The following is a 454-nucleotide window of genomic DNA, read 5'->3' on the forward strand; positions in this document are numbered from 1 at the left end:
TCTAACCGGAGAACGTGCCGCACTTAATTTTCTGCAAACACTTTCTGGCACTGCAACGACAGCTAAACACTACGCAAACCTGGTTGCACACACTCAAGTAAAGCTTCTGGATACTCGTAAGACCCTACCTGGACTGCGCCTAGCACAAAAGCATGCCGTTACCTGCGGAGACTGCCACAACCATCGCATTGGCCTTTATGACGCCTTCCTAATCAAGGAAAATCACATTATGGCCTGCGGCGGCATTGGACAGGCAGTTAACAAAGCTCAGCAACTAGCTCCCGGAAAGCCCATCGAAGTTGAAGTTGAATCTATACAAGAGTTGCAACTAGCCTTACAAGCTCAGGCTGATATCGTCATGCTCGACAATTTCCCTATCAGCACTTTAAACGAGGCCGTAAAACTAAATAAAGGCCAAGCCAAGCTTGAAGCTTCTGGCGGCATAACCAATGAA

1 protein-coding gene is annotated in these 454 nt (G+C 47.8%); it reads left to right on the forward strand.

The genetic code is table 11. From position 1 onward, the window contains the following. Positions 1-454, forward strand: a 454-nt coding sequence (locus A3761_RS14985; protein ID WP_369808227.1) for a nicotinate-nucleotide diphosphorylase, incomplete at both ends; no start/stop codon positions are given.

Source organism: Oleiphilus sp. HI0123, from assembly GCF_001635315.1.